This is a genomic window from Brachyspira suanatina (genome assembly GCF_001049755.1).
In the GTDB taxonomy this organism is placed as follows: Bacteria; Spirochaetota; Brachyspiria; order Brachyspirales; family Brachyspiraceae; genus Brachyspira; species Brachyspira suanatina.
This window is the reverse complement of record NZ_CVLB01000001.1, coordinates 661,639-688,061: the sequence shown is the minus strand read 5'-3', so window position 1 is coordinate 688,061 and position 26,423 is coordinate 661,639. Positions and strand designations below refer to the sequence as shown.

The 26,423-nt window shown below is 25.7% G+C and carries 23 protein-coding genes; 12 read left to right on the top strand and 11 right to left on the bottom strand.

The features are described from left to right. The first annotated feature begins 4 nt into the window (after positions 1-4). Positions 5-979 (top strand): DNA-methyltransferase, encoded by a 975-nt coding sequence (locus BRSU_RS03100; RefSeq protein WP_048593740.1) that lies wholly within the window; start codon positions 5-7, stop codon positions 977-979. Positions 980-1,383: 404 nt separating this feature from the next. Here the strand turns inward: BRSU_RS03100 and BRSU_RS03095 are convergent, their stop codons facing one another. From BRSU_RS03095 to BRSU_RS03085, 3 genes are all read right to left on the bottom strand, one after another. Next, positions 1,384-3,381: a site-specific DNA-methyltransferase gene (locus tag BRSU_RS03095; protein ID WP_053082760.1), complete on the bottom strand. Its 1,998-nt coding sequence runs from the start codon at positions 3,379-3,381 to the stop codon at positions 1,384-1,386. Between the two features lie 4 nt (positions 3,382-3,385). Then, a complete protein-coding gene (locus BRSU_RS03090) occupies positions 3,386-6,109 on the bottom strand; it encodes a DEAD/DEAH box helicase family protein (RefSeq protein WP_048593739.1) in 2,724 nt (907 codons plus the stop codon). 71 nt (positions 6,110-6,180) lie between these two features. After that, a complete protein-coding gene (locus BRSU_RS03085; protein ID WP_048593738.1) occupies positions 6,181-7,293 on the bottom strand; it encodes a tetratricopeptide repeat protein in 1,113 nt (370 codons plus the stop codon). 192 nt (positions 7,294-7,485) lie between these two features. Here BRSU_RS03085 and BRSU_RS03080 point away from each other — a divergent pair, with 192 nt between their 5' ends. The 3 genes from BRSU_RS03080 to BRSU_RS03070 all read left to right on the top strand — a co-directional run bounded on the left by BRSU_RS03080 (position 7,486) and on the right by BRSU_RS03070 (position 11,312). Further along, a complete protein-coding gene (locus BRSU_RS03080) occupies positions 7,486-8,529 on the top strand; it encodes an ABC transporter substrate-binding protein (RefSeq protein ID WP_048593737.1) in 1,044 nt (347 codons plus the stop codon). Between the two features lie 24 nt (positions 8,530-8,553). Continuing rightward, entirely contained in the window at positions 8,554-9,570 is a 1,017-nt protein-coding gene (locus BRSU_RS03075; protein WP_048593736.1) for an extracellular solute-binding protein, read from the top strand. Positions 9,571-9,647: 77 nt separating this feature from the next. Beyond that, on the top strand, positions 9,648-11,312 hold the full coding sequence (locus BRSU_RS03070) for an ABC transporter permease (protein ID WP_048593735.1): 1,665 nt from the start codon (positions 9,648-9,650) through the stop codon (positions 11,310-11,312). Between the two features lie 248 nt (positions 11,313-11,560). Here the strand turns inward: BRSU_RS03070 and BRSU_RS03065 are convergent, their stop codons facing one another. Together BRSU_RS03065 and BRSU_RS03060 are read right to left on the bottom strand one after the other, a co-directional pair. Then, positions 11,561-11,797: a hypothetical protein gene (locus BRSU_RS03065; protein ID WP_048593734.1), complete on the bottom strand. Its 237-nt coding sequence runs from the start codon at positions 11,795-11,797 to the stop codon at positions 11,561-11,563. Positions 11,798-11,820: 23 nt separating this feature from the next. Next, complete coding sequence (locus BRSU_RS03060; RefSeq protein ID WP_048593733.1) at positions 11,821-12,588, bottom strand: biotin--[acetyl-CoA-carboxylase] ligase; 768 nt, start codon at positions 12,586-12,588, stop codon at positions 11,821-11,823. Between the two features lie 150 nt (positions 12,589-12,738). On the opposite strand from BRSU_RS03060, the gene BRSU_RS03055 reads away from it, so the two are divergent. Further along, positions 12,739-13,485, top strand: coding sequence for a basic amino acid ABC transporter substrate-binding protein (locus BRSU_RS03055; protein WP_048593732.1), 747 nt, complete (start codon positions 12,739-12,741; stop codon positions 13,483-13,485). A gap of 117 nt (positions 13,486-13,602) precedes the next feature. Further along, the gene (locus BRSU_RS03050; protein WP_048593731.1) at positions 13,603-14,049 is read left to right on the top strand and encodes a GNAT family N-acetyltransferase; all 447 of its coding nucleotides are present in this window, start codon (positions 13,603-13,605) and stop codon (positions 14,047-14,049) included. Positions 14,050-14,116: 67 nt separating this feature from the next. Here the strand turns inward: BRSU_RS03050 and BRSU_RS03045 are convergent, their stop codons facing one another. The 3 genes from BRSU_RS03045 to BRSU_RS03035 all read right to left on the bottom strand — a co-directional run bounded on the left by BRSU_RS03045 (position 14,117) and on the right by BRSU_RS03035 (position 17,527). Then, on the bottom strand, positions 14,117-14,986 hold the full coding sequence (locus tag BRSU_RS03045) for a hypothetical protein (protein ID WP_048593730.1): 870 nt from the start codon (positions 14,984-14,986) through the stop codon (positions 14,117-14,119). Positions 14,987-15,080: 94 nt separating this feature from the next. Then, positions 15,081-16,010, bottom strand: a complete 930-nt coding sequence (locus BRSU_RS03040; RefSeq protein ID WP_048593729.1) for a sigma-70 family RNA polymerase sigma factor — start codon at positions 16,008-16,010, stop codon at positions 15,081-15,083. An 80-nt stretch (positions 16,011-16,090) separates the two neighbouring features. After that, positions 16,091-17,527, bottom strand: a complete 1,437-nt coding sequence (locus BRSU_RS03035; RefSeq protein ID WP_048593728.1) for a hypothetical protein — start codon at positions 17,525-17,527, stop codon at positions 16,091-16,093. Positions 17,528-17,675: 148 nt separating this feature from the next. Here BRSU_RS03035 and BRSU_RS14775 point away from each other — a divergent pair, with 148 nt between their 5' ends. Both BRSU_RS14775 and BRSU_RS03025 read left to right on the top strand, forming a co-directional pair. Beyond that, the gene (locus BRSU_RS14775; RefSeq protein ID WP_245158041.1) at positions 17,676-17,897 is read left to right on the top strand and encodes a hypothetical protein; all 222 of its coding nucleotides are present in this window, start codon (positions 17,676-17,678) and stop codon (positions 17,895-17,897) included. Between the two features lie 195 nt (positions 17,898-18,092). Continuing rightward, on the top strand, positions 18,093-18,518 hold the full coding sequence (locus BRSU_RS03025; RefSeq protein ID WP_048593727.1) for a PepSY-like domain-containing protein: 426 nt from the start codon (positions 18,093-18,095) through the stop codon (positions 18,516-18,518). A 256-nt stretch (positions 18,519-18,774) separates the two neighbouring features. On the opposite strand, the gene htpG is transcribed toward BRSU_RS03025, so the two are convergent. Next, the gene (htpG, locus tag BRSU_RS03020) at positions 18,775-20,694 is read right to left on the bottom strand and encodes a molecular chaperone HtpG (protein WP_048593726.1); all 1,920 of its coding nucleotides are present in this window, start codon (positions 20,692-20,694) and stop codon (positions 18,775-18,777) included. 349 nt (positions 20,695-21,043) lie between these two features. Here htpG and BRSU_RS03015 point away from each other — a divergent pair, with 349 nt between their 5' ends. Then, positions 21,044-21,625 carry a DUF3793 family protein gene (locus BRSU_RS03015; protein WP_048593725.1) on the top strand — a complete coding sequence of 194 codons (582 nt, stop codon included), beginning with the start codon at positions 21,044-21,046 and terminating at the stop codon, positions 21,623-21,625. Positions 21,626-21,654: 29 nt separating this feature from the next. Next, entirely contained in the window at positions 21,655-22,086 is a 432-nt protein-coding gene (locus BRSU_RS03010; protein ID WP_048593724.1) for a flavodoxin, read from the top strand. A gap of 168 nt (positions 22,087-22,254) precedes the next feature. Here BRSU_RS03010 and BRSU_RS03005 read toward each other — a convergent pair whose 3' ends face one another. Then, the gene (locus tag BRSU_RS03005; RefSeq protein ID WP_245158040.1) at positions 22,255-22,896 is read right to left on the bottom strand and encodes a hypothetical protein; all 642 of its coding nucleotides are present in this window, start codon (positions 22,894-22,896) and stop codon (positions 22,255-22,257) included. Then, positions 22,893-23,951: a 3-dehydroquinate synthase gene (gene aroB, locus BRSU_RS03000; RefSeq protein ID WP_048593723.1), complete on the bottom strand. Its 1,059-nt coding sequence runs from the start codon at positions 23,949-23,951 to the stop codon at positions 22,893-22,895. Before aroB ends, BRSU_RS03005 begins: the two co-directional genes overlap by 4 nt. 219 nt (positions 23,952-24,170) lie before the next feature. Here aroB and BRSU_RS02995 point away from each other — a divergent pair, with 219 nt between their 5' ends. Both BRSU_RS02995 and BRSU_RS02990 read left to right on the top strand, forming a co-directional pair. Further along, positions 24,171-25,187 carry a galactose ABC transporter substrate-binding protein gene (locus tag BRSU_RS02995; protein WP_048593722.1) on the top strand — a complete coding sequence of 339 codons (1,017 nt, stop codon included), beginning with the start codon at positions 24,171-24,173 and terminating at the stop codon, positions 25,185-25,187. A gap of 85 nt (positions 25,188-25,272) precedes the next feature. Further along, positions 25,273-26,301, top strand: a complete 1,029-nt coding sequence (locus BRSU_RS02990) for a galactose ABC transporter substrate-binding protein (RefSeq protein WP_048593721.1) — start codon at positions 25,273-25,275, stop codon at positions 26,299-26,301. Positions 26,302-26,423: the final 122 nt, after the last annotated feature.

Genomic DNA, 26,423 nt, shown 5'->3' with positions numbered 1-26,423 from the left:
ATACATGAATACTAAAGTTAAATCAGTCAAAAATAAAACTATTGATTTTGATATAAATACAGAAGAAGGTAAATCATATCTAAACAAATGTATTATAGACAATGAAAATATAACAGAATACAAAAAAGAAAATATTATAAATAAAACTATAAACGGCAATACTTTTGATGTATTAAAAAAAATAGAAAAAAATATAGCTGATTTAATGATAGTTGATCCGCCTTATAATATATCCAAAAATTATCATGGATATAAATTCAAAGACATAGATAATTTAAGTTATGAAAAATATACTCATCTATGGGTGGAAGACATTATTCCAATATTAAAAAAAGATGCCACAATATATGTATGCTGTGATTGGAAGTCTAGTCTTGTAATAGGCAATGTTTTAGAAAAATATTTTAACATACAAAACAGAATTACTTGGCAGAGAGAGAAAGGCAGGGGGGCTAAAAATAATTGGAAGAATGGAATGGAAGATATATGGTTTGCTACCCTATCTAATAAATACACTTTTAATGTAGATGATGTAAAAATAAGGAGAAAGGTAATAGCTCCATACAGAATAGAGGGAAAGCCTAAAGATTGGACAGAAACAGAAGACGGAAATTTTAGAGATACCTGTCCGTCTAATTTTTGGGACGATATATCCGTTCCTTATTGGTCTATGTCAGAAAACACTGCTCACCCTACTCAGAAGCCTGAAAAGTTAATAGCGAAATTGATATTAGCAAGCTCTAATGCCAATGATTTTATATTTGATCCTTTTTTGGGAAGCGGTACTACTTCGGTGGTAGCTAAGAAATTAGGGAGAAATTATTCAGGGATAGAACAGCATAAAACATATTGTGCTTGGGCTGAAAAAAGAATTGAAAATGCAGAAAAAAATAAAGAAATACAGGGCTATACAGATAGTGTATTTTGGGAGCGCAACACTATATCAATGCAGAAAAAAATAAAAAACGTCAATCAATAACTATTATTAATTATTCTTAACACATAAAAAATGGAGCTGCCACCCACGAACAACTCCATTACTTTTAATAAGTGAACAAAAAACTACTTTTTTATTAAACTATTAAATTAAAGAACCGATAATATAAATGCGATAAGGGGGAAATCACCCTTGCACATTTAAAGCACCCCCCGTGATTTTCGGCTCTACTTCAACAGTAGCTGTTTTGTCAGAGAAATTGCTTCTGACAGTAACATTTACCCCGCCTATTGACGTAGTATACGTATTAGTTGTATCAGTCGTCGTAATAGCTGTAACCATATTTGTAAACTCCTTTTAAAATATAGCTTTGTCCTTTAGATATTATACTATATAATAAAAAATTCACAAATAGAAAATTATCTTTTTTTGAGTAATTTTTACAATCAATTTTTATAAAACTGTTTAGATAATTTTATATCATCATCAGATAATTTAAAAGTTTTATCTTTCATTTCAGAAAAAGGTACATAAAACATATTTTTATCAAGCAGTTCTAATAAAATTTCTTTTTTTCTTTCCAATTTTAAAGATAAAAATTCTTCATCATCTTCAAAACTTTTATTCTCAAAATAATCTATTTGAAGCCTATGATTAATTAAAGATTTATTTTTCATATCTTCAAATATTTCTTTTAACTCTTTATCATCTTTTATTTGTTCAATTTTTTTATCCCAATCAGCATTATATGAAGCAATATCAAAAGTAATAAACTCTCCACCGCCATGCCAATTAACATTTTTAGAAATTCCAGAATTCTCACCTTCAATAACTTTTTTAAGCCTTTCAACACAAATATCAAAATGCTCTTGTATCTGCTCAACTCCTATATATCGCCTATTCATTTTATGAGCAACAGCCAAAGTAGTGCCAGAACCCGCAAAAAAATCAAGAACAATATCATTTTCATTAGTAGACATTTCTATTATACGCTTAACTAAAGCTTCTGGTTTTTTACCATTGTTAAAAAATATTCCTCCTTGCTTTCCTATTGTATCCCATGACATATCAGACCAAAAATTATCTATAATTTGCTTTTTTATAATTTTATTATTTTTTTCTATATAAGCCATAGAATGCAAAAATTGTACTATTCTATTTTTATAAAAATAAACTTCTACTGGTTTACCTTTATTTTTACCTCTTAATGGCTTATATTTCACCATATAAAAATTGTTATCAATTGAATTTATTATACGTTTAGCAAATGTACTTTGAGGATTATAAGTAGTAAAATGCAATTCAAAATTTTTTATAAAGTCAGAATGAGTTTTATTTTTAACTGTATTAATTTCATAATTAAGTTTATATAATTCTATTTCATCATCATTTTTATCAAGAAAAGATTTTAAAAAAGTTTTAGATTTTATAACAACATAATTTTTATAGTTATCCATCTGTTTTTCATCAAATTCTGTATCTATATAATATTTTGAATATTGAAAGTCTATTTTATTTTTTGAATATATTAAAATAAATTCAACAACATCTAAAATAAAAGCATCTTGACCAACACCAGCAGATTGTTTTTTTTTGACACTTACAGTTCTAAGATAATTATCTCTTCCAAAAATTTCGTCCATTAACACTTTTAAATAGGCCTGCTCATTATCATCGCATTGTACAAAGATCGCCCCATCATCTCTTAATAATTCCCTAGCTAATTGCAGTCTGTCTTTCATAAATACAAGCCAACTACTATGATTAAAATTATCATTATAAGAAAATGTATCACTTCCTGTATTGTATGGAGGGTCTATATATATTAATTTTATTTTACTAGCAAATTTTTCTTTCAAACTGCATAAAGCTGCAAAGTTATTACCATTAATAATTATATTTTCATTGCCTTTTATAGCTTCAGGTGTTTGCTCTTTTAATTTTTCATTTTCAAAACTATATTTTTTAAAATTTTTAAATGCTTTATGGCTTTTTAATTTATGTATATCATCTTTGAAAAGAATATTATTTATCATCGTTTCTTTTCTGTTTGTTCTTTTTGCCTCTGTTTTTGTCATTCCTCCGTCAAGAGTGCAGTCTTTATAAGGATAACTTAATACCACATAATCTTCATTCATTATTTTGACAATACTTTTATCAGTTATCAAACCTATTTTATTTCCGTATTTTGTAAAACTATTTCCTAAAAATCTTGCATCATTTATACACATTCTGAAATCTTCTGATTTGAAAATAGTTACATCATCTATTTTTTCAAAAAAATAATCTTGGCATCTTTTATCATTAAGCAGAAATTTTATTAATTCTGAATTATAAAGTCTTGCATCTTCAGCTATTTTTGATATTAACAAATCCCCATCTTTTCCTATATAGTTATTATTTTTCTTAAATAACTTTTTTAAATAATTATGTATATATTCCATTTAATTATCCTTTAAACTCATTTTTCAATTCATCATTCCATTTTTGAATATCCATTTGATCAGTAAAAAATCTCATACCGAATAAAATATATTTATCTGTATCAAGCTCAAAAATATCTTTATTTAAAGTACTATCATTTTTTATAGATAGCAAAAAATCTTGTTTTGCTTTTTCTTCTGGTGAAGATTCTAAATGATTTCCTTTTGGTTCCAAAAATACTTGATAATGAATTTGTTCTTTTTTATATTCGCATATTAAAATAAAATCTGGATAAAAAGCTGTTCCATTATCAAAATTATATATAGCCAAATCTTGGTCATTTCTAAATAAATATATATTGTTATAGCCTTTTTCTTTTAAATATTCTATAACATCATTAATATGTTTTGTAGAAAAATCTATTTCTAAATTACTGTCAGCATATAAAATATTTTGTGCATAATATTCTATCTTTTCCATATCAGCACATAATTTCTCATCGTATATTTTTTTCTTTTTTTCTCTGAACACATCTTTTATTAATTGTGGGTAAAACTCTTTTGTTCCTATATATTCACTATAATTTTCATCTATTATTTTAATTAATTTCGGATAAAAGTCTGTTGTAAGAAAGTTAATATATTCATCATTTGTATTTATATATTTATCATTCAAATTAAAAAATTTAAATTTTATATCACTAAAATGATCAAATAATTCATCTATATTTTTTAAATCTGGGAATTTTTGTTTAAGTTTGTCAAATCCGTAATTCATTTTATACCAAGCATAAAGCCTAATATATTTGTTTATTTTATAAAATTCAATATCTTCAGGACATCCCAAAGATTCTATTACCCTGTTTTTTAATTTTTCACTTTCTGTTAAATTTTTATTTTCTTCATTAATAGCATGCTCTATTTTTATTGAACCAGTTTTACAAAAATATTGAAATTCAAACTTATTAAGATCAGCTCTAATATCTGCAAAAGATTTTTTATTTCCTACCAACGTTTTATCTTCTTTATAAAATCTAGCTTTTTCTTCTTTTCTATTAGAAAATATAAAATTTGTATCAGCGTATTTTTTTACATTTTCTTTTAGTTTAAAATCTTCTTCTCTGCAATATACATCATCTAAAAGCCCATGCTCTCTTAATACAGTTCTTAATTCTGATATGTATCTGCTGTCTTTTATACTATGATAATATAAGGTTTCTAATATTCTTTTATCATTATCCAAATCTTTATCATATTTTCTTTTATATATTTCATCATCATTATAATAATCTATTTTTAAAGGATAATATCTTGCTCCTCTTCCTATTAATTGAGCCTCGCTTATTGTAGTTTTTCCTGCTTTTTTATTTTTTGTATCAGCATCTCTTGTTTCATATAATCTCACTATATCAAATAAATTTAAAACGTCCCAGCCTTCATTTAATTTATTAACACTAAAAATAACTCTTATGGGATTGTCTTTATTCTCAAGTGTATTTAATAATTTATTTTGTTTTGACATTTCCTTACTGTCTTTATCATTCTTTTCTTCTGATGATTTAGTTTTTTCATTAGTTATCAATTGATATTCTATTTTAAAAGCCTCTTTTATTCTGCTTATAAAAATATCAAAATCTTCATATTTATTTTTAAAATACTCTATAGCTTTATATATAATATTTTTTTTATCATTTTCTTTAATATTAGATTTGTATAATTTATTAATATCTTTTTCTTTTAAATTATCAATTAAATCATTAAATATTTCCTGATTTGCTTGAGATTCTTTTATAAGTTTATGTGCTTTAAATAAAATTATTGGTTTTAAATCTACACCATTATTTGAAGCAATTTCTCTTCTGTATTCGCTAAGTATAACAGCACCAAGCATTAAATATTTTTTATCAACATCATTTTGTATTATATCAATTTCTTTAGAATATAAATCTTGTCTAAATTTTAATAAATCATATTTAAATATTGTTTTATCCAAATATTTATCAACTATAGATTTGTTTTCATAATCTATAGTAGCCGTAAATTCAAATAAAAAATTTTCTTTGTTAGATTGAAATATAGTTTGTACAGTACTTTCCCAACTATCATTTTTTATTATTTCTTTTTCATTTGATTTTTCTTCTTCAAAAAGTCCTTTCTGAAGAATTTTATTTTTAGAAGTTTCTGCATTAAAATGATGTGCTTCATCTGCTAATATAACAATTTTTTTATCCTGTAAATTTGTTATATCAAAAGCATTTTCTTTATTTTCTCTTAATAAATTATGTAAATATTGTATAGAAGTTACAAATATATTTATATTATATTCATCTGAATAATCAAAATTATTAACTTCTTTTATTTCAACATTTTTATTATCAATTATAATTTCATTATTAAAAAGATATTTATTACTTGATATATTAAAAAAATTTTCTCTCGTTTTATCTATGATATTTACAGAATTTACAAAAAATAAAAAATTTCTATATCCTTTTTCATATAAATAAAGTATCAAAGAAGCCATTATTAATGTTTTACCGCTTCCAGTAGCCATATTAAACATTAAATGCTTATTTTTATTATTATCATATTCATTTAAATATGCTATAAAATATTGTAAACTATTTAGCTGATATGGTCTTAAAGTATTTTTTATATTTTTAGTAATAGAAATAGGTATTTCAATTTTTTCAATAGTTTTTCTTCCTATTTCAGATTGTATAATATTTTGTAACATATTAGATAACATTTAAATACCTTTATTAATAAAGTATTTTAATATATCGTAAAGTTTACATAATATATTTAGGATTTTAATTTTTATTTCTTCTTAGGCAAATGCTTTATAATCTGACCTTCAAGCTGTATTGATTTCTGCTTAGCATCATAGCCCAAAATCTTGCCGTACACTTCTATATAGTTTTTAGGCTCTAATGTTACAGTAACATTCACTATTAAATCAGCAACGCCTGCAATGTTCTTGTCGGCTGTATCATAAATCAAAAGTCTTGCTCTTTTCTTTGGTATGCCGTCTATATTGGTTTGACTTACAGTGTTTACATCGGCTTTCCATTTCACATATCCGCCATTGTACAAGTCATAATTTTCAACTACTGTAAGATAGTTAGGACTCTCTCTAAAAATATTATAGTCTGGTGCTATTACAAATTGTTTAAGCACTCTGAATCTCTCTTTTAAATATTCGTTTATGTCGCTTTTCAATGCACCGTTAATTATCATGACAGCTTCATTAACAGATGCACTTCTCATATTGTTTTTAGCCTTGTCAAACATCTCTGCTACTTCACGCGGTGAGTATGTGGGACTCTTGGCACTCTCTGGAATCTTGCCATCTTCCAAGCCTTCAAATAAGTATACATTCTCAAGCTTTTCTCTTAATTCTTTTTGCTCTTTATCAAGAAGTACATATCTTATTTTAGGATAAACTCTGTCTATTGTTATGTATGATAAAAATGTGAGTATGAATGCTATAGGTATAAGCACCAAAAATCTAGACATTGATAATTTTTTCTTGCCTAGTAAATATGCTCTTGGATTAATCTCATCGCCCCTAGCATTATTAGTTAAAAATCTTATTCTTTCTATATTGTCTTTAGCGACTTTATTTTCAGGATCTAAATCTAATATTCTAAAATACTCTCTTAAAGCATTTTCTCTGTGTCCATTATGCAAACTAACATAGGCCTTTGCAAGCATAGCATTAAAGCAAAAACTATCCTCTCTAAGTGCTTTTCTTGAAACTTCTTCAGCACCATAGAAATCTTTTAAAAATATATCAGCAAAAGAAAGCATAGCAAGAGCTTCTGCATCGTGCGACATCCTAACTTTATTATTAAGAAGCATCTCTTTTGCTTTTTTATATTTCTTTTTCTTTATGAGAGTATACGCTTTTTCAGCTATTTTGCTTTTCATATTATGTATTATAATCCTAATGTTAAAGTGTTAACATAATTATCGATATTATGATAACTTTTATTAGCATTTTTTTATTATGTAAACTTTTTTGCACTAATTTACACTTTATAGTACTAAAAAGTTTATTTTTTTGTTGACAAAAACACAATATAATATATTTTATTGCAAAATTAATTGCGGGATAAAATTATGAGATTTTTTGGCAATTTTACAAGAATAATTGTAATTTTAATAATTTCTATAATGCTATTTTCATGCAGCAAAAATGAAAATACATCAAAACCTTCATCATTAGTAATATACTCACCATCATCAAGAGATTTTATTGATCCATTAATAGAAGATTTCAAAAGTAAAAATCCAAATATAGAAGTTGAAGTAATAATCGCAGGAACAGGTGAATTGATAAAAAGAATAGAAACAGAAAAAAATGATCCTTTATGCGATGTTTTAATGGCTGCCAATATTAATCTGGTAAAGAATAATCAGGATTTATTTGAAAATTATACAACAACAAATGAAAATGAAATATTAGACAGCTATAAAAATGTAGAAGGTACAATGACTAGATTTATGATTAGCCCAAGCGTATTAATAGTTAATACAAATCTTGTAGGCGACATAAATATAGAAGGCTATTCTGATTTAACTAATGAACAATTAAAAGGAAAAATAGCATTCAATGATCCATCTACATCTTCATCATCTTTTAAGCATTTAGTTACTATATTATATACAATGGGAAAAGATGATATTAATAAAGGCTGGGAATATATTGATAAATTATGCGACAATTTAGACGGAAAATTACTCACAGGTTCTTCTGCTGTATATAAAGGTGTTGCTGATAATGAATATACTGTGGGACTTACATTTGAGAATGCTGCTGCCAATTATGCTGCTTCTGGATCTCCTGTGAAATTAGTATATATGAAAGAAGGCGTGATAATGGAGCCTGCCGGTATATATATAATCAAAAATGCTAAAAATATGGAAAATGCTAAAAAGTTTTTGGATTATATGACTAGCTTTGATACTCAAAAGAAAATGAATGACGAACTTAATGCAAGAGCTGTAAGAAAAGATTTAGGAGCTTCTCCTATATTAGTTGATATAAAGGATATCAATGCTATAACTTCAAATGAAGAATTAGAATATATAGATAATTTTGTAAAAGAAAATCAAGAAAGTTGGCTAGAAAAATTTAAAAATATAATTACAGATAAATTATAAAAAATAAAAACGAGGATAAAAATTATGAAAAATACCATTAAATTATTTTTAGTATCTTTATTGATAGTAACATCAATTCTTTCATGTTCTAATAAAAAAGAAGAAGAGAATATAAATAGTTTAGTAATATACACTCCTGCAACTAGATTTTTTATTGATAGACTTGTAGAAGAATTTGGTAAAAAAAATCCGGACATAAATGTAGAAATTATTATAGCTGGTACTGCTGAAATAATAAAAAGAATAGAAGCTGAAAAAAATGATCCTTTAGGGGATATATTTTTTGCTGCTAATGAAAATATATTGAAATACAACTCAGAGCTTTTTCAAGAATACGTTACAACAAATTATGACAATATATACGAGGATTATAGAAGTAAAGAAAAATACATAACAGGCTTTATGCTTAGTCCAAGCGTATTAATAATAAATACAAATTTAATAAAAGATATAAAAGTAGAAGGATACGCTGATTTACTTAATCCTGCTTTAAAAGGACAAATAGCTTTTAATGATCCTACTACTTCATCATCATCTTTTGAACAGTTAGTTAATATGCTTTATGCTATGGGTAATGGAAATCCTGAAAATGGCTGGGATTATGTAGAAAAATTATATGCTAATTTAGACGGAAAACTTTTAAGCAGTTCTTCTGCAGTATATAAAGGTGTTGCTGATAATGAATATGCTGTAGGGCTTACATTTGAAAGTGCAGCTGCAAACTATATACATACAGGTTCTCCTATAGATGTTATATATATGAAAGAGGGCGTACTAACTAAAGCACATTCTATGGCTATAATAAAAGGCGCTAAAAACTTAGAAAATGCTAAAAAGTTTGTAGATTTTGTAACAAGCTATGATGCCCAAAAAATTATTAATGATGAATTATTCACAAGAACAATAATAAAAAATTTAGAAGGCTCTCAAATACTTATGCCTCTTGAAAATATAAATGATATAAAAGAAGATGAAGAAATGGTTGATAAAAATAAAGAGGCTTGGCTTGAAAGATTTAAAAATATAGTTACAGGTATTTAAAATATCTATATATTTTCTTACTAAAATCCTGCTGATAAAATAGATATAATTATCAGCAGTGAAAAGAGAAAATAATTATGAAAAATATAATAAAAACTATATTAAAAAGAATGGACTTTTGGACATATATTACTATAATAATAACATTTATTTTTGCTTTATTTTTAGTTTATCCATTGTTCTCATTATTTTTAAGCAGTTTTAAAGATATAAAAACAGATGCCTGGACGTTAAATAATTTTATAAGATTCTTTACCAAAAAGTATTATTACAGCACTTTAATAAATAGTTTTATAGTAACAACTTCTGTAACTATTCTTGCTGTATTAATTGGAACACCTTTGGCATACTGTATGAAGATGTACAATCTTAAAGGTAAAAGAATCATAGAAATTCTCATAATAATATCTATGATGTCTCCAGCATTTATAGGTGCCTATTCATGGATACTTCTTCTTGGAAGAAACGGAGTTATTACTAGATTTTTTTCATATATAGGTATTAGCATACCAACTATATATGGTTTTGATGGAATACTTTTAGTTTTTTCTTTGAAATTATACCCATTTATATTTATGTATGTTTATGGAGCTTTGGGTAAAATAGATAATATACTTTTAGAGGCTTCTGAGAATTTGGGTGCTTCAAGCTTTATGAGAAATATGACAGTAACTATACCATTAATAAAGCCCACTATAGTTTCAGCAGGACTCATTGTATTTATGAATGCTTTGGCTGATTTCGGTACTCCTATGCTTATAGGTGAAGGATACAGAACTATGCCTACTATGATATACTCGGAGTTCATAAGCGAAGTAGGAAGCAATGCAAACTTTTCTGCTTCAATGTCTGTTATAATGGTAATAATTACAACTATAATGTTTATTTCACAAAAATATATTGTAAATAAAAGATCTTATGCTATGAATTCAATGAACAGCATAAAATCAAAAGATATAAAAGGTATAAAATCTATACTAATTCATAGTATAATATATATTTTAGTTTTGATTTCTATACTTCCTCAAATTACAGTAATATACACTTCATTTTTAAAGACAAACCGATCCGTTTTTACTAGTAATTTTTCTCTTGAAAGCTATGAAACAATATTTCGTTCTTTGGCATCTTCAATAAAAAATACATACGTATATGGAATAATAACAATAGCAATAATAATACTTGTAGGAATGCTCACTGCATATATAACAATCAGAAGAAAAAATATATTAACCAATATAATAGATATAGTATCAATGTTTCCATATATAATACCAGGATCTGTACTTGGAATAACATTTTTAACTGCATTCAATAAGCCTCCTATAATATTAACAGGAAGTTCTATAATTATTGTTATATCATTGGTAATAAGAAGACTCCCCTACACTTTAAGATCAAGCTCTGCAATACTTTATCAAATAGATAAGAATGTAGATGAAGCATCTATAAGTTTAGGAGCTTCAGAAATGAAAACTTTCTTTTATATAACAGCAAAATTAATGCTTTCAGGCGTATTATCCGGAGCCATATTAAGCTGGATAACTGTTATTAATGAATTAAGCTCATCTGTTATACTTTATACAACAAAATCAAGAACTATGTCTGTGGCTATTTATCAGGAAGTTATAAGGGCAAGTTACGGAACAGCAGCCGCACTTTCTACAATACTTACATTTACAACTATTATATCGCTTATTATATTCTTTAAAATAAGCAATAAAAAAGAAATAACTCTATGATTATATAACATGCTATAATAACTATATAACATGCTATTTATTTGTATTATATGTAAAATAAAACTCCATATTTTTTAAATTTATATTATTTATTTTTTTAATATTTTAAAAATTTATATTGACAAAAATTATATATAGTATACTATACATTGTAGATTGTTTTTATTTTTTATCATATGTTTTCTTAAAAAGCCTACCATAATAAACCCCATTTATTATATGGTAGGTATTTTTATTACTCCTTTTTATCACTTATTAATACTAAGTAAAAATTCCTTTGCCACAAATACACTAAATACTACAAGTATAGCAGCACTTATTCCAGCACTTATATAAGGATTTATACCAAATAATAATGATATTATAGCTGTAGTAACTATCGAAAGCACTATAATAATTAATTCAAATATGATAAGCAAAAATATACTCTTTTTATTCACATGTTTTTTTTCTTCTGGTTTCTTGTATGGTATTGGTTTTCTCATAATTTCCTTCCATTTATTAATTTTTAATAGCTTGTATCTATATCTAAAGAAGCTCTGGATATCCAAGTCTCATCTTTTCCATTAACTTCAACTTGTAAATATCCTTCTTCTGTTATTCCTTTTACATCAGCATATATTTCAGTATTATCTTTTATAGCTTTTATAGTTTTTCCTATCATTTTACTATACTCTTTAAAATATTCTGATAATTTCGTACTTCCTGTATAAACTTCTTCAAAATAATAAATTAAATCTTTATAAAAATTACTTAATTCTACTTTGTTTCCTGTTTCAATATATAATGAAGTAGCCTTATTTCTTATACTTAAATCAAAATCTTCTTTGCTTTGATATAAATTAACACCAGTCCCTATAACGCATGCATTTACATTTTCAAAAGGAGTAACTTGTATAAGAGTTCCCGATATCTTTTTACTTCCAACCAAAACATCATTAGGCCATTTTACATGAGCATCAACATTATATTTTTCTCTCAAGCATTTACTCAATGCTATGCCAGGCAAAAAACTTAAAGCCTCTTTTTTATATGGTGAATAAACTAAAACACTAAACCATAATCCTAAATTATTGTTTGATTCCCATTTATTACCATAGCTGCCCTTTCCTGATGTCTGAAGCAATGCTATATATACACTACCCTCTTCTAACTTTACTTTATTATTTAAATCTTCTATCATTTTTTTATTTGTACTTTCTAATGATTCAAATAATAAAGTATTTTTACCGTATATTTTAGTATTTAAATTATCTGTAAATATGTTAACTTTCATTTTTTTATTATATAATTAAATAATCATTATATCAATATTATGATAACTATATTTTATGATTTTTATTCTTGACTTTTATATTAGTTAGTAGTATTATATTACATAGTAATACTATTAATAGTTATAAATTCTTTTATAAAGAGGGTAAAAATGAAAAAAATACTAACATTAATAATGATTATTTCTTCAATGCTCATTGTATCATGCGGTAATTCAGCAAAAACAACAGAAACTGAAAATAAAAAAATATATGTTGGAATAGATGTTGACTTTCCGCCTTTTGGATATTTAGACAGTGATGGAAAAATAGGCGGTTTTGATTATGATATAATGAGCGAAGTCGCAAAATTATCTGGTTTGAATGTAGAGTTCACACATATGCAGTTTAAAGGACTTTTACCAGCACTTCAGGCTAAAAAAATAGATGCTATAATAGCAGGTATGACTGTTACTGAAGAAAGAAAACAGTTTGTTAATTTTTCAGAACCTTATTATGTTTCAAGCCAAGTTATGCTAGTTCATAAAGATGATGATACTATAAAAACATTTGATGATTTAGCAGGCAAAAATATAGGTGTGGTTATAGGTACAACAGGCGATACTATAATGACAGAAAACAAAGAAGTAAATAATGAAAAATTTGATACAGGTGCTGCTGCTGTACTAGCATTAAAAGAAAAGAAAATCGCTGCTATTGTATTTGATAAAGAACCTTGCAAAAATTTTGCTAAATATAATGATGATATAAAATTAATAGAAAGTGATGCTATAGTAGAAAATTATGCAATTGCATTAAGAAAAGAAGATACAGCTCTTTTAGAAAAAATTAATGCAGGACTTTCTCAAATAATGACAAATGGTACTTATGAAAAATTAATAGAAAAGAATTTCCAATAACAAAAAATAAGTTATAATTAAAAAATATTTTATCTATGTAAGTTAATTTAATTAATTTGCATAGATATTTTTTTATTAGAATTTTTTATTAAAACTTTTTATTAGGACTTTTATATTATGACAATATATGAAGCAAAAAATAGAGATGATGAATTAATAGATAAACTTTATATAATATGGGAAAAATCTGTAAGAGCAACTCATTTATTTCTTAAAGAAGATGATATTATAAATATATCCAAATACATTAAAAAATATTTAATAGATATAAAGCATTTAATAATTGCTGAAATAGAAGATAATATTGTAGGGTTTATGGGCACAGAAAATAAAAAATTAGAAATGCTTTTTTTAGATCCTGAAGTTATAGGAAATGGCATAGGCAGAAAATTAATACAATATGCTATTTACAATTATGATATAGAAGAAGTATCAGTCAATGAACAAAATACAAATGCATACAATTTTTATAAGCATATAGGTTTTGAAGATTATAAAAGAAATGAATACGATGATCTAGGAAATAATTTTCCTATTATTTATATGAAATTAAAAAATCTATAATAAAATAAAAACTCCCCAGTATTATAAAAATATCTAGGGAGTTTTAGGCATCACAGCAAAATATTTTTTACTGTAATGTTACAACATAATTCCATTGAGGAACAGGATATCTTCCTGTTTTTCCAACTGATCTGCCGTTAGCATCTGTAATTTCTGCTTCGGCATATAATAAGTATCTTCCTTTAGGCAAGTACTTTCCGCCTGCAGAAGTTCTTCCTGCAAAGTAGAATTGTGTCTGTGCCTGTCCGTCCAATACATATATTTTAGGCAAATAGAATACTAAATCTCTGCTTAATATATTATAATTATTATCTACTCTTCTAGCATATACTCTTATTTTAGCATATTTTCCTTCAGCAGGAGATTTTACCGCTAAAGTTATTAAAACAGGGTTAGTTCTAGTAGCAATGAATCTGTCATTATAATTGATGATAAATGAACTTATTCTAACATTTGTTTCTATAGAAGACATTGTATTCATAATATTATCATTAGGTCTAAGAGTATTAGAACTTGTTACTAAAACTGTATTATCAGTATTATAAGTATAAGCTGAACTGCTATTATTTGGTTTAGAAACAGGAGGTTTTATATCTGGTATATCAAGATTATTTCCTGCCTCATATAACCCATTATCTGTAAGATTTATAGAAGAATCTTTATTTGTTGATTTAGTGTTTGTATTATTATCTGTTAATATGGTGTTATTTGTAGCTAAGAAATCTTTTTCTTCAGGAGTTATATCCTCACCGAATATATCATCTGTTGTCAAAGTATCTTCAGGCATATCATTTGTATTGGCTGCACCAAAATCTAAAATAGGTATATTATTGCTGCTCAATATGCTCTTAGTAATAAAGAAACCTGCAACTAAAATTACAAGTAATATTACTATTATAATTATAGGTTTTAATTTTGCTTTCATTTCGTTAGACATAAATTCCCATCCATGATTATATTTTATGATATTAATTTTTCGGTAAAAATATAAATTGTTTAATAAAAAAATATAATTATAAAATGAAAATTATTTAATCCCATAAGAAGCTTTTTAATTCTTTAGATAAATTAAGTCCTGCAAGTTTCTTTATAGCTTTTATCTGAATTTGTCTTACTCTTTCTCTGGTAATATTTAATTCTTTTCCAGTATCTTCAAGAGTTTTAGCCTCTTTTCCATATAAACCATATCTTGATATTATAACTGTTCTCTCTTTTTCATCTAAACATTTAAGAGCTTCTGTTAAAGTATCTCTCAAACTATCCATAAATGCCTTTTGATGAGGTGAAGGGAAATTTTTATCTTCTATTATAGAAGTCATATCATTATTATCTGAATTTCTGAAAAAAGAGTCAACACTGGCAGTATCCTGAGTAAATATCATAATATAAGATAAAGTCTTTCTGTCTATTTTCATTTCTTTAGATATTTCATCTATAGTAGGTTCTCTGCCTAATTTCTGAGTAAGTGTTTTTGATGTTTGTATACTCTTTTTTATAAGCCTTGCTATATGCATAGGGAATCTTATGATATGTCTTTTGCTTGATATTTCTTTAACTATGCTCTGCTTTATCCACCAAACACCATAAGTAGAAAATTTGAATCCTTTTTTATATTCAAATCTTTTAACAGCCTCTATAAGTCCTATATTTCCTTCATCTATGATATCGATAAAAGGTACTCCGCTATTATAATATCTTTTTGCTATACTTATAACAAGTCTTAAATTAGATTTTACGAGCTTATGCTGTATGGAATCTATTTCTTTATCTATCTCTTCTATTTTTTTTAAAGACTCTTCATCATTATTATTTTCTAATGCTGCTCTATTCTCCCGGCAAACTTCAAGGCGCTGCCATAAATCAAGTTCTTCTTCTTTAGTGAGTCTTCTTATTTCACCTATTTGCTTTAAATATACGCTAACAGGTCCCTTATACTCTTGATTAATATCTTTTTTTAACAATTACTTTCCCTAAAACAAAAAAACATTACTATTAGGATATAAGATTTTTATAAATTGTCAAGTATATAATAAATATTTAATTATAAAGGACAATCAAATATATAAGCTCCCCTGGCATTTTCTAAATATTTAATAAATATATAAAAAATTATAGGATCAATCTTTATATCATATCCCAAAAAGTTTTCATACATATAAGATATGACTTCATTAGCTATATTTCCTCTGCTATTCTTAGAAATATTGGTATATAAACTATCATAAGAATCAACTATTTCTAATGCTTTAGCAGGAAAATATGATAATGCAGTTAAATTCTCAATATCATTTGAATCATAAGTTAATATATTTTCTATATTATTATAAGTCTTATTTGCAAACTGCTTATTATACATATTTGTAAATATACCATATCCATGTCCATAATATTCATGATGAAGTCCTACTGTAGCATATGTATATTCATTCTGCGCCATACAGTATTTAAGTAAATTAAAGCCTAATACTGCATGATTATCTCCTTCATTATTACTAACAATAGGAATATTAGGAAGTATATCAACAAGTGCTATATCATGCCAAAAAGCCGCTCTTGCATAATATTTTATTTCATTTTGTTCTATTTTTCTAAATCCTACTTTTGATATATCCTCTATTCTATCAGCCTTAGTAAGTAAATGATATTTTTTTCCTATTTCATTATAATATGAATAATATTTCTTTTTATAATCTACCCTTAATTTAGAAGCCACACCTCTTGATATTTCCTCATTATAATAATATAAAAACTCAACCATCATAACAAATACTCTATTGCTATGACATATTACATTATCATCTGCAAATGAAGAAATATTACTGAATATAGATATATCACTATATTCTTTCTCCAATATATTAACTATAGTACCTATAATATCAGCAAAAAGAAGATCATCTTTTTTAACATTTTGATAATTTTTCAAGTCAGATATATTATTCTGTTTTATATAATTCAAATGATATATTAAATTTAATCTTTCTATTATACCTATATCTGTTAAAATATTTCCTATTAATTTTGCTAATTCTAAATCTATTTTATTCTGAGTTGTAAATAATTTTAATTTATTAAATAATTCTTTTAAATAATCTATTCTTTCTATATTTCTTATTGATATTAATTCATTAAAATGATTATTATAATATTCTTTATCTATTTCAAATTTGCAGTTTTTATATAATGAATAAAAAATATTAATATCATGTATATCTGCATGCTGTTTATTTAAATCTATAGTTAATTGTTTTCCTATTATTGAAATTAATGATTTATCTATATAAATTGAAGATTTACTCATATATTCTGATCCGTCAAGCGGAAACAAAACATCTTCTATCTTTTCATAAGGTATGACACTCAATATACCGTCTTCATTAATAACAATAATATCCAACTGCATATCTTTTATACTGTCAATATTAGTTTTTATTTGCTGCCAATCTATTAAAGAATATTTTTTTAAATCTACTATCATATAACATTCCATTAACAAATTATACCTGTTAATATTTTATACCATTTTACATTAATTTCTAGTTAATTTTCATTTTTTTAATTAATTATTTTTATTGATATTTATAAAATTTTTGTTATATTTACAATATAGTATTAAATTATGTAAAATGAACAAAACAATAGTATTATTATTTATTCTTATTTATATGTCTTTATTTTCATACAATGAGTACTTCCTAAAAACTCAGTTAATTTTATCAATGACTATTTTAATTACAATAATAAATATATATAAAATAAGCGAATTTTATGAAGTGATATTTAATGATGATATAGTAATAAATTATGATCTAAACAGATATTGGAAGGAGGTAAGAAGAAAATCATAGCCTATACCTATGATTTTCATATATAAGAAAGCATTAAATATTGTAAAGAAAATAAATCCTGATGTCTCAACTATAAAATATAAAGGAAATATGGAATATGTATGTAATAAGTTTAGATAATTGTATAAATATATTCATAGATTTTGCAGGAATGCTAATAGGACAAAAAGTACCAAATTAATTTGAAGGTGATATATGATAAAAAAAACAATACTTTTATTTCTTATTGCAGTGATTACTGTATATGCTGATGATATGTATATAGCACCTAATCAGCTTCCAAATAATATACTGCAATTTATAAATACTTTCTTTCCAAATTCTTCTATAATGTATGCCGAAATGGATAGAAAAAAATATGAAATCGCATTGGATAATGGTGTTGAAATGGAATTCTTTAGAAACGGAGAATTAAAAGAAATAGATGGAAATTACACGGCATTACCTTCAAATATACTGCCTCAGCCTGTAGCAAATACTGTTTCAAAAACTTATCCTAATACAGTAATAACAAAAATAAAAAAGAAATGGAATCTATATGAAGTAAAACTCAATAATATGATGGAGCTTTATATAGATGCAAGCAATGGCCAGCTCTTAGGACAGAAATTTGATGACTAAAAATAAATATAGATAAAAAAATATGTTATATTTTAATCTAATTTGTTTTTTAATAGAAATACATTCCCCGCCCTATAGATTTTTATGCTTTCTATACATATTTTAAACTTCATTTATTTTTTAATTTACTAATAAAAGCATGCCACCAAGTTTTATTTAGGTATAAAAATTTAAATAAAAAAGGACTGCATTTTTAATACAGCCCTTTTAATAATTTTTTATCGTTATTATGTTAATTAAACTATATCAACAATAATTATTTAAGCATTAATTTACTCATTCTGCTTGCAAATAATTTAGGATCTTCAAGAGGAAGTCCTTCAAGTATACAAGCCTCATCATAAAGAAGTTCACTATATTCTTTAAATGTTTCTGAAACTTTATTAGCCTGATATTCTTTTTCCATAGCTTTGAAAACATCATGAGAAGTATTAATCTCTAATACTCTTTCAGGCTTCATTCCAAACATATTATTGCCTGTTTCAGCAAGAACTTTAGCCATATTAAAGCTGATAGAATCTTCTTTATTAGATAAACATACAACACTTTCTTTAAGTCTGTTAGTTTCTCTTACCTCAGCAACTCTATCTGCACCTAATACATCTTTTATAGCATTGAGTATTTCTTTATTAGCAGATTCTTTATTTTCATCTTTGTTTTCAGAATCATTATTATCAGCCTGAAGTATAGAATGAAGTTTAGTACCGTCAAACTCTTTCATCATAGTAATCATAAATTCATCTACTCTATCAGTGAAATAAAGAACCTCATATCCTTTATCTTTCATACCTTCCATATGAGGAAGTTTTTCTATAGCAGATTTATCCTTAGCAGCAGCATAATATATAAACTCCTGACCTTCTTTCATTCTTGACTTGTATTCTGCTAATGTTGTATATTCATCATCAGCTGTATTTGAAGATTGGAATAATAAAAGATTAGCTAATTTATCTTTTTTGCTGAAATCTGAATATATACCTATTTTTATAGATTCGCCGAATTCTTTAAAGAATTTCTCATATCTCTTTCTGTCATTTTTAAGTATATTTTCTAAAGCATCTAAAATTTTCTTTTCAACATTAGAAGCTATTCTTTTTAATTGAGTGCTATGCTGTAAAATCTCTCTTGAAATATTAAGTGAGAAATCAGGAGAATCAACCAAACCTCTAACAAATTTTAAATATTCAGGAAGCAAATCTTTACACTTGCTCATTATAAATACATTTCTTGAATAAAGTTCTAATCCTCTTTCAAAATCTGGATGTAGGAAATTGAAAGGAGCTCTTGAAGGTATGAATAAAAGTGCTGTATATTCTATAGTACCTTCAGCCTTTGTATGTATAACTTCAAAAGGTTCAGCATAATCATGGAAATGCTCTTTATAAAACTCATTATACTCTTCAGGCTTAACATCGCTTTTTGACTTCTGCCAAATACTAATCATAGAGTTAATAGTTTTTTCTTCATACTGCTGAACTTCTTTTTCGTCCTTTTTAGGTATAGGCATATCCATAACTATAGGATAATGAACATAGTTTGAATATTTATGTATTAAACTCTCTAAAGTGTATCTGTTGCAGTAATCATCATCAACAAAACCATCTTCTTCTAATTTTTCATCTTTTCCTTTTAATTTTAATGTAATAGTAGTTCCTCTGTCTTGTCTATCAATATCTTCTATAGAATAAGAACCATCTCCATTACTCTCCCAACGAACGCCTTTTTCACTATCAACATGTTTTGTTTCTATTACAATATCATCAGCAACCATAAATGCAGAATAAAATCCTACTCCGAATTGTCCTATTAAATCTATTCCGCTTTCTTTTGATGCTTCTTTATCCTTTTGTATTCTTTCCAAAAATGCTTTAGTTCCGCTTCTTGCTATAGAACCTATATTATTAATAACGTCCTCTCTTGTCATACCGATTCCGTTATCTTTTATAATTAATGTTCTATTCTGCTCATCTACTTCTATTTTTATTCTTAAATTATCTATATCAGTGTATTTATCTGTATTTGTTATAGATTCAAATCTTGCTTTATCCAATGCATCGCTTGCATTTGATATAAGCTCTCTTAAAAATATTTCTTTATGAGTGTATATAGAATGCACCATTAAATTTAATATTTGTTTAGTTTCGGCTTCAAAATTAAGTATTTGTTTTTCTGCCATAATAAACTCCTTCGTTTAATTAATTTAAAATTCTTTACGGTTAAAGATAAAATATATAAAAGTATTAAAGTGAATATATAAAGTCTAAAAATTGAATGCATATATATTATAACAAAAAATTAAAAAAATCAAATATTAAAAAAATAAATAATATCTATTTTTTATTAAATATATTAACTATTATAATTGTACAAATGACAATAATGTAAAATATTATTTTTATTTTATGTTTATTAAACTCTATATTATTATAAGTTTATAGAATAAAATTAAAAATTTTAATAAAAAGTTAGAATATACTAACAAAAGTATTGACAATTCTAAAATTATATGTTAGAATACTCTAACAATGAAAGAATATAGTTTTGATGAGTTAATTATAAATCACTGTGCCCCTGCTCTGTCAGGTATAAAGATAGCTAATATATTTACATACCAATACGGCTCTAAAAAGGAGGTTTATAAAAAAAGAGCATCATACAATAAAATATTAAACAGCCGTAATATAAATGTATCTATAATAAAAGATTATGATAATAAAGTTATAGTTTATGTTTATAACAAAAAAAGGCTTGAAGAATATATTTCTAATGATGATGTTTTCGATTTTTTAGAGCTTTACGGATATGAATCTAAAGATTTGTATAAGTGTATAGAACTGCTAAAATATAGAATGCAGAACAGTAAAGATTTTCCTCATGAGATAGGAATATTTTTAGGCTATCCTCTTATGGACATATACGGCTTTATAAACAATTACGGTAAGAATAGCCTACATACAGGATATTGGAAAGTGTATCATAATAAAAATGAAGCTATAAAAACATTCAATAGATATAATGAATGCAGAAGTTTTTATATAAATACATTTTTAAACGGCAAGGGCATATTAGAAATAATGGACGATTACAAAATGTATATTCAAAATTAATAATTATTATATAGATTGGAGGCAATAATATGAGTAATAAAATAGCAATAATATATTGGAGCGGTACAGGAAATACAGAAATTATGGCACAGAATGTACAGAAAGGTATTGAAAATGCCGGAGGAGAAGCTGATATTTTCCCTGTATCTAGTTTTGATACTGCAAATATAAATAACTATTCAAAAGTGGCTTTAGGATGTCCTGCTATGGGAGCTGAAGTTTTGGAAGAATCAGAATTTCAACCTTTCTATGATTCCATAAGAGGAAGTTTATCAGGTAAAAAAGTAGCTTTATTCGGTTCTTATGATTGGGGTGATGGAGAATGGATGAGAATATGGCAAGATGATGTGAAAGATACAGGTGCTTCTTTGGTAAAAGACGGACTCATTACAAATCTTGCTCCAGATGATGACGCCATTGATGAATGTAAGTCTTTGGGTGAAGCCCTATTGAAAGCATAAGTTTTAAATAAATCCTAAAATAAAAAAGAGGCATTAGCTTATAAAAAAAGTTAATGCCTCTTAATTATTATTATTATTATATCCATTCTTATTTTTCTAAAATATACTAAAAATTTTTAACTTTGTAATTTTTTGTTTTCATCAATCAAATTTAGTTTTTATTACTTTTTAATTAAAATTGTAATACTTATAATATTTACCAATATCATTCATCATAACATTGTCATGATCAAAGAAATATTCAGGTGCTGACAATTCTCCTGTATTAGGATTTATCTTAAAAGTTCTTTCTGAAAAGTTAGTAAGATAAAAATTAACTGTATTATTCTTTTTTACTATATTAAATTTATAAAAATTAAGACAAGAATATTTCTTTGAATAACGATCTAATACAAATTCAAGCATATTGTTACTCACTTCTGAAACTATATCACCTATCCAGTCAGCAGATATAGTATACGGATAAAAACCAGAAACAAAGTTTGCTTTATTATTATTTAATTTCCATATACTTATATAGATATAATTCTCTTTATCTTTTTTTTCATCAAAACTTTCATCATTAGTATTAAGAATATCTACACTAGAAATATAATATTTATTTCCGCTTATATCAATGATATTTGTAGCATGCACTCTGTAGGCATTTAAAGTTTTCATAACATATTCATCTATATTAGTATAACTATTATTTTTTATATCAACTGAAGCGGTATCTGCCACTTTTATTTTTTTATCAGATTTTGTATTAGCAGCACATAATATCAGCATAACTATAGAAAGCATAAGTGCAAAAGTAAATTTATTCATTTTAAAATATCCTCCAAACTTACTTTTTCAACACAAGGCTTTCCAATAGATTCTAAAAATACGAAATTAATTTTATCATCGCTTCTTTTTTTATCGAGTTTAATTGAGTCTTTTAAATTCATGTTATCAGGTATTGATATTGGAAGAGAAAATTTACTTAATATATTTTTGGCCCTTTCTAATATATTTTTATCTTTAGTGATACCTTTTCTAATACCATACTCTATAGCAAAAATCATACCTATAGCAACAGCCTCGCCATGAAGCAATAGCCCATAACCAGCAGCATTCTCTACACTATGTCCTATAGTATGTCCGAAGTTTAAAAACATTCTTTCTTTCTGCTCTTTATAATCTATTTCTACAATATGAGCCTTTAATTCGCAATTTCTCTTTAACACAAAATCCATATCCAAAATGGTATTATTATGAATATGTGCCTCTATCAATTCCAAAAGTGCCTCATCAAATAAAAATGCATGCTTTATAACTTCAGCCATTCCTTCATTAAACTCTCTTTTTGGAAGACTTAATAAAGTATTGCTGTCTATTATAACTAATTTAGGACTATGAAAAGCACCTACTAAATTCTTACCTTCTTTTATATTAATACCTGTCTTTCCGCCAACAGAAGAATCAACACAAGCAAGCAATGTAGTAGGAATCTGCACAAAATCAATGCCCCTCATCCAAACAGCAGCAGCATATCCGGCCATATCTCCTATTACCCCACCTCCCAATGCAATTATTATATCCTTACGGCTTAATTCATTTTGTGCCAATGATGAAAATATATTATTAATGCTTTCTATATTCTTATTAGGCTCTCCATTTAGAAGAACGCATACAGAAGTAATAATATCTTCCTTTTCTAAACTTTCTTTTACTATATTAGTATAAAGTTTATCTACTATATCATCTGTAACTATTAAGGCTCTTTTTCCTCTTAATATGTTTTTTACTAATTTACCAGTATCTTTTATCAATCCTTTCTTAACTAAAATATCATAATTGATAATTGAATCATTTTTTATTTTTACTTCTACTTTATTCATAGCATTAAAATCCATTATTTTTATAATTTTTATTCATTATAAATCATTTTAAAAAATAAAAAAACATTAAATTATATTTTCTAATAAATAAAAAAGTTTTATATTTTTTATATAAAAAACAAACTTTCATAATATAAAAATCATATTTGAATATTTATAAACTTGACAATAAAAACTATTTTACTATAATTTAAAAGTCATTATTAGGAGTATATATAAATGAAAAAATTTATTATTTTATTATTAGTATTATTATCTTCTTCTGTATTATTGTATACACAGAGAAAAACAAACTCTATTGGAATAGCACTTTATAGATATGATGACAGTTATATGAGATTTTTAAAGCAGTATATAGAAAAAAATATAAATAGAAATACTTCTCTGCTTATAGTAGACTCTTATAACAGTCAATCAACTCAAAATGGACAAGTAGATATGTTTTTACAAAAGAATGTAAATCTGCTTGCTATAAATTTGGTAGATAAATCTCAGGCTCAAAAAGTATTGGATAAAATAAGCATTAATAACAAACCTGTAATATTTTTTAATAGAGAGCCTGGTTTAGAAGTTTTAAAAACTTATGATAAAGCTTGGTATATAGGCGGAATAAGCGAAGAAGCAGGATATGCTCAGGGGAGAGTAATAGTTGAGAGTTGGAAAGAGAGAATGAATTGGGATAAAAATGAAGACGGTAAAATACAATGCATTATATTAAAAGGTGATGTAAACGATAATGACACTATAAAAAGAACTGAATATATGAAAAAATATATAGCTTCTAATAATATAAAATTAAATATTCTAGCAGAAGTTTCAGCAATGGGCAAAAGAGATGAAGCAGCAAAACTAACTAAAACTTTAATATCAAAATATGGAAATAAAATAGAATATATTATATGTAATAATGATAATATAGCATTGGGAGCATTGGATACATTAAAAGAATTTGGATATAATAACAGCAGCAGAATGCTTAATTATGTACCTATAGTAGGAATAGATGGGATACCTGAATGTTTGGAAGCCATAAATAATTATGGTATATTTGCAACTGTTATGCAAAATCCTCAAATACAGGCTGAAACTCTATGCTCTGTTTCAAGTAATATAATAAATAAAAAAGCTCCTTTAGATGGTTTACATGTGAGTTTTTATAATGATAAATATATTGTTATACCATATATACCTGTAAATAAATATAATTTAGCTACTGCAATAAAAATATATAAATAAATTATATTTTTTCATATTTTAATTTGACTTATATATCTTTTTTTAATAAACTAGGATATTATTATATAAAAAATTGGAGTTTTTTATGAATAAAGCAATAGTTATTATCTTATCAATTTTATTGTTTATATCATTAATCAGCTGCGGAAATTCTTCACAATCTAATAATGAAATAGAAGTTGGTATTACTATTTACAGATATGATGATGCCTTTATTTCATTTATGAGAAGAAATATTGAAACTATGTTAAATGGAAAAGCAAAATTTATAATGAATGATTCAGAAAACGATCAGGTTAAGCAAAATGATCAGGTAGATGCAGCTATTCAAAGAGAGGTTGATGCATTAGCAATTAATTTAGTAGATCCTGCATCAGCTAGTTTTATGATTAATAAAATAAAACCTACAGGAATACCTGTAATATTTTTCAATAAAGAGCCTAGCAAGGAAGATATGATGCTTTATGATAAAGCATGGTATGTAGGCACTTTGAGTGAAGAATCTGGAAATATACAGGGTGATATAGTAGTTAAAGCTTGGACATCAAATACTAATTGGGATAAAAATGGAGATGGAAAAATTCAGTATGTTTTATTAAAAGGAGAAGCAGGACACCCAGATGCTGAAGCTAGAACAGAAAGAATTAAAGCTGTTTTGACTAATAATGGAATTGATATAGAACAATTAGATGAACAGACAGCAAATTGGGATATACTTCAGGCTCAAACAGCTACTGATTCTTGGATAGAAAAATATGGAAATAGTATAGAGTTTATATTCTCTAATAATGATGCTATGGCTTTGGGAGCATTAAAATCTATTCAAAAACAAGGTTATAACATAGGAGACAGCAATAAATTTATACCTATAGTAGGAGTAGATGCTATTCCTGAAATTATAGAAGAAATTAAAAAAGGAACTGTAGTAGGAACTGTTTTACAAAGTCCTAAGGATCAGGCTAAGGCTGTAGTTGATATGGTTATGAATGCAGCAAACGGAAAAGATGTATTAACTGGTACAGAATATCAATTAGATGATGTAAAAGCTGTAAGAGTACCTTATAGAGCTATTACATTAGAAAATATAGATGAGTCTGCTGAGGCTTATAAATAATTTTAATAATTAAAAAATTTATAATATTAGGTAAGATGTTATTATTGTAATAATATCTTACCTTTTATAATATTAAAAATAATTTATTAATAAAAAAACAATTAATTTTTAATTAATAAATT